General features: G+C 46.4%; 5 protein-coding genes. 2 read left to right on the forward strand and 3 right to left on the reverse strand.

Going from position 1 to position 5142, the window contains the following annotated elements; genetic code table 11:
* Positions 1-669: photosystem II biogenesis protein Psp29 (psb29, locus tag PX484_RS03980; RefSeq protein WP_288102932.1), on the forward strand; the 669-nt coding region annotated here is incomplete at its 5' end.
* Between the two features lie 137 nt (positions 670-806).
* A complete protein-coding gene (cofH, locus tag PX484_RS03985; RefSeq protein ID WP_287665169.1) occupies positions 807-1943 on the forward strand; it encodes a 7,8-didemethyl-8-hydroxy-5-deazariboflavin synthase subunit CofH in 1137 nt (378 codons plus the stop codon).
* Between the two features lie 21 nt (positions 1944-1964).
* Here the strand turns inward: cofH and purM are convergent, their stop codons facing one another.
* The 3 genes from purM to PX484_RS04000 form a co-directional block, all read right to left on the reverse strand.
* A complete protein-coding gene (purM, locus tag PX484_RS03990) occupies positions 1965-2990 on the reverse strand; it encodes a phosphoribosylformylglycinamidine cyclo-ligase (RefSeq protein ID WP_287665177.1) in 1026 nt (341 codons plus the stop codon).
* A gap of 104 nt (positions 2991-3094) precedes the next feature.
* Complete coding sequence (gene radC, locus PX484_RS03995) at positions 3095-3826, reverse strand: RadC family protein (protein ID WP_002732646.1); 732 nt, start codon at positions 3824-3826, stop codon at positions 3095-3097.
* Between the two features lie 97 nt (positions 3827-3923).
* Positions 3924-5111 (reverse strand): aspartate aminotransferase, encoded by a 1188-nt coding sequence (locus PX484_RS04000; protein ID WP_287665166.1) that lies wholly within the window; start codon positions 5109-5111, stop codon positions 3924-3926.
* Positions 5112-5142: the final 31 nt, after the last annotated feature.

The following is a 5142-nucleotide window of genomic DNA, read 5'->3' on the forward strand; positions in this document are numbered from 1 at the left end:
GTTTCCGATAGTAAGCGTGATTTTTATACTCGCCACACCCGCCCCATCAATTCGGTGTATCGGCGCGTGGTTGAGGAATTATTAGTCGAGATGCACCTGCTCTCCGTTAATGTAGATTTCCATTATGATCCAATTTATGCCCTTGGTGTGGTTACTTCTTTCGAGAAGTTCATGGAAGGCTATCGTCCGGGGGAGGATAAACCGAATATTTTTAATGCTTTGTGCCAAGCGGTTAACGGTAATCCCGAAGTCTATCGTCGTGATGCCGAAAATATGATCGCTATTGCCAAAGAAACTAATATTGATTCCTTGCTTTCCCAACTGCAAAACCCTGCCCTAGGTGGTAACAATCAGTTGTCTGATAGTTTAGTTTCGGTTATCAACGCGCCTAAGTTTAAGTATAGTCGCCTGTTTGCCATCGGTCTCTATACAATTTTAGCCGAAGCACAACCGGACATGATCAAGGAAAAAGAAAAACGCGAACAAATTTTGCAAAAGTTCTCAGAAATTCTGCATCTCTCCAGCGAGAAACTGCAAAAAGACCTCGATGTTTATCGCGGTAATCTTGATAAAATGGATCAGCTGCTCAAGGTGATCGAAGATGCCCTAGAAGCAGAAAAGAAAAAACGTCAACAAAAAGAACAGGAAAAACAAACCACCCCGCAATAAAGGCTCTCAACCCGGAATTACCGCGTGCAGACAAGGGAATAGGGAACAGAAAAAGGATTAAATCGGCTCTCTTTCTTTACTGTTCCTTCTGACCTCGTTCTACAATTAGGATCGGCAACCCTTAATATTTATCTCCCGTGACTAACTCCTCCATCACCGCACCCGTAACCGATATTTTGGCAAAAGCGCGGTCAGGGGCAAATTTATCGGCAAAAGAAGCGATTATCTTGCTAGAAACTACCGATAACCGTTTAATTGCCCAGATTCGGGAAACGGCCGACTTTTTGCGTCGTCAACAGGCGGGAGATACCGTCACCTACGTTATCAATCGCAACATTAATTTTAGTAACATTTGTGAGCAGCATTGCAGTTTTTGTGCATTCAGACGCGATGAAAACGAAGAGGGGGCCTTCTGGCTTAATTTAGAGGAAATTATCGCTAAAGCGGCGGATGCTGTCCGTCGTGGGGCCACAGAAATTTGTATGCAGGGAGGATTAAACCCAAAAGCCAAGATTAAGGGCAATTCCTTAGACTATTACCTGGAAATTGTTAAAAACCTGAAACAAGCTTTTCCTAACCTGCATTTACACGCTTTTTCGCCCCAAGAAGTCCAATTTATCGCTAGAGAAGACGGTTTAAGTTACGAAAAAGTTATCGCTTCCCTGCAAGAAGCAGGAGTGAATTCTCTACCGGGGACAGCTGCCGAGGTGTTGGTGGATGAGGTAAGACGGGTAATTTGTCCAGAAAAAATCGATGCCGCCACTTGGTTAGAAATAGTCGGTACTGCCCATCGCTTGGGGTTATATACCACCAGTACCATGCTCTGCGGTCATATTGAAACCCCTAGCCAACAGGTGCAGCACCTTGAAAAAATTAGAAAACAGCAAGAAATCGCCCTAGAAAATAATTATCCAGCTAAAATCACCGAATTTATTTTATTGCCTTTTGTGGGACAATCGGCCCCCAAACCCCTGAGAAATCGAGTCGGACGGGATCAACCAATTTTAGCCGATACATTAAAATTAACAGCAGTGGCGCGGATTTATTTGGGCAATAGCATTAAAAATCATCAACCCAGTTGGGTAAAATTGGGCTTACAGGGGGCGACAGAAGCTTTAAACTGGGGTTGCAACGATCTCGGTGGCACTCTCATGGAAGAACATATTACCACTATGGCCGGGGCCCTGGGCGGTACTTGTTTGACCGTCGAGGAGTTAGAAACGGCGATTAAATCCCTTGATCGCCCCGCCCGTCAACGGGATACAATCTATTAACTAGGGTTGGCTGAACTAACTTTAATCAAGCCCAACAATTTCCCCCTTACCGGCAATCACTTCGCCGATTTGGTAGGCATTAATCCCAGAGGATTGGAGTTGATTAATAGTCGATTGCGCCAGATCTGATGGGACAATGATCACAAAACCGATACCCATATTAAAAGTATTAAACATGGCTTCGGCATTAACCGAACCCATCTGGGCTAACCAGTGAAAAATCGGCAAAATTGGCCAACTTTCGCGGTAAATCTGCACGGAATGCCCTTTACCTAAGCAGCGGGGCAAATTTTCCGGGATGCCACCCCCAGTAATGTGGGCCATGGCGTGAATATCTAACCCAGAGCGCAGCAGTTCTAGCACAGGTTTAACATAAAGTCTAGTGGGAGTTAACAAAACTTCACCTAAGCTAGAGCCGGCCAAAATTTCGGGGCAATCTTGCCAATTTAAGCCCTGAGTCTCGATAATCTTGCGAACAAGACTAAAACCGTTACTGTGAACCCCACTACTGGCTAAACCAATAGCCACATCGCCGATTTGCACCTTACTGCCGTCGAGTAATTGACTTTTTTCGACAATACCGACGCAAAAACCCGCTAAATCGTACTCTCCGGCCGAATAAAACCCCGGCATCTCCGCCGTTTCCCCTCCCAAAAGAGTACAACCACTATCACGACAGGCCCTAGCGATTCCCGATACCACCGCCGCTAACTGTGACGCTTCCAGTTTACCAGTGGCGAGATAATCCAAGAAAAATAAAGGTTCGGCCCCAGAGGTTAAGACATCGTTGACGCACATGGCCACGAGGTCAATTCCCACCGTATCATGGCAATTGAGACTATGGGCAATTTTCAGCTTGGTTCCTACGCCATCAGTTCCCGATACTAACACCGGTTGCCGATAACCGGAAGGTAACTGAAAATAGCCGCCAAAACCGCCTAAACCGCCGATAACTTCAGGACGGAAGGTACTTTCCACATTTTGGCGAATTTTGTCGACAAAAGCGCGTCCCGCTTCCACATCCACGCCCGCTTCTTTATAATCCATGCCCAATTGACCGATTGTATCTCTCAAATTTTACCCAGATTTCGGTCGCACTCGCTCCCTTTTCCAGCTAAACCTAACAACAATTTTTGATTTTTACAAGAGGTCTAATCTTCTTGGGGATATTTTTCCCAAAGATCCGTGATTTGGCGAAGACTTTGGAAGTTGCCATTACCGAGGATCAAATGATCTAGGAGAGGAATGGCTAGATAGGTAGCTCCCTGTAATAATTGTTCTGTGAGTAGAATATCGTCTTGACTAGGCACAAGTGACCCGGTGGGGTGATTATGGGCGATAATCAACTTAGTAGCTGATTGTTTAACCACTTCTCGAAAGATTTCTCGCGGATGTACCAGTGTTTCCGTGGCTGTGCCGATAGTAATCACTTTGAGTGCGATTAACTGATTTTTGACATCGAGTAAAATAACGGCGAAACGTTCCTGAGACTGATACATTAGTTCGTGTCCAAGGATAGCGGCAGCGGTATCGGGACTATCGATAACCATTTTTTCCGTCGGTCGTCGTTGAAAAGCCCGTTTTCCCAATTCGATCGCCGCTAGAATAGTAGTAGCCTTAGCCGGTCCAATGCCATGAATAGCGGTTAATTCTTGGGGCTGAATATCCCTCAAAACGTCCAAAGGATCCCGGCGATATTTGCTCAATTCGTTGAGAATATGCTGTCCTAAACCCACCGCCGAGAGTTTCCCCTTACCTTGACCTGTAGCCAGTAAAATCGCTAATAATTCGGCGTTACTGAGGTTTTTCGCCCCGACACTGATTAAACGTTCCCTTGGTCTTTCACTGACAGGAATATCGGCAATTCTTAAGCTGTAGGTCATGGAAGTGGCAAGCTACCGCGATAAAATTCCATCATAATCGCAATTTTAGTCAGCGCCTAGAGGGATTTGGCCGGTAAATCAAGGGGAAAAACTCTCCTTACTGATAGCGAATTCCCGCATCTTCGAGGCGCTGTAAAGCTTCCCCTAATCGCGGGATATCGGCGATTAAACTGACGCGCACATAACCTTCCCCTCCCTCCCCAAAAGCATTGCCCGGAGTGACAACGACACCAGTTTTTTGCAGGACACTGAGGGCGAAATCCGTCGAAGTCATGCCGATGCTACAGGGAACCCAGAGATACATTGTCGCCTTAGAGGAGGGAATATCCCAACCTAATTGCCCCAAACCTGTGATTAAAAAATCTCGTCGCTGCCGGTATCTTTCCTGTACTTGTTTGACGTATTCATCTGGCAGTTGTAGGGCGGTTTCGGCCGCTTTTTGGATGACGGAAAAGATACCATAATCGAGATTGGTTTTCAGGGTGCGTAACCCTTGAATAATATCGGAATTGCCCACGACAAAACCGACGCGCCACCCAGCCATATTATAGGTTTTCGAGAGGGTATGAAATTCGACACTAATCTCTTTTGCCCCCGGAATTTCTAATAAACTGGTGGGCTGATAACCATCAAAACTTAATTCAGCATAACAGAGATCGTGGACGAGCATAATCTCATATTGCCGGGCCCAAGCAACGATTTTTTCAAAAAATTCCCGAGGGGCAACGGCGGCGGTGGGGTTACTGGGATAGTTAAAATAGAGGATTTTCGCCCGTTTAGCCACATCTTCGGGGATAGAATCGATATCTATCAGCCAATCCTGTTCCGCTTTTAAAATGATCGGGTATAGTGTCGCCCCGGCAATCAAGGGACCGCGAAAATGGGCGGGATAGGCGGGACTGGGAACTAAGACCACATCGCCGGGGTTAACATAAGCTAGGGCGAGGTGGGATAAGCCCTCTTTGGAACCGAGTAGGGGTAAAGCTTCGTTATCGGGATTGAGTTCCACACCATAACAGCGATAATACCATTTAGCGATCGCTTCTCGGAAACTGGCGGTTCCTTCAAAGGGTGGATAACCGTGAAATTGGGGGGTTTCAAAAGCTTGAATGGCCGCTTCGATAACTGGACGCGGGGCAGCACCGTCCGGGTTGCCCATGCCTAAATCGATTAAATCTAGTCCTTCTTTGCGGGCTAAGGCTTTTAATTCATCCAAGCGGGCGAAAACGTAGGGGGGTAAGGCACTTAATCGCTTGGCGCGGCTATTCGTCCAATCTACACTCATTACTTCTTGGCTTACTGATCGAGGTAATCTA

Origin of the sequence: Microcystis sp. M49636_WE2, from assembly GCF_030065375.1 — a bacterium.
Taxonomy (GTDB): Bacteria; Cyanobacteriota; Cyanobacteriia; order Cyanobacteriales; family Microcystaceae; genus Microcystis; species Microcystis aeruginosa_C.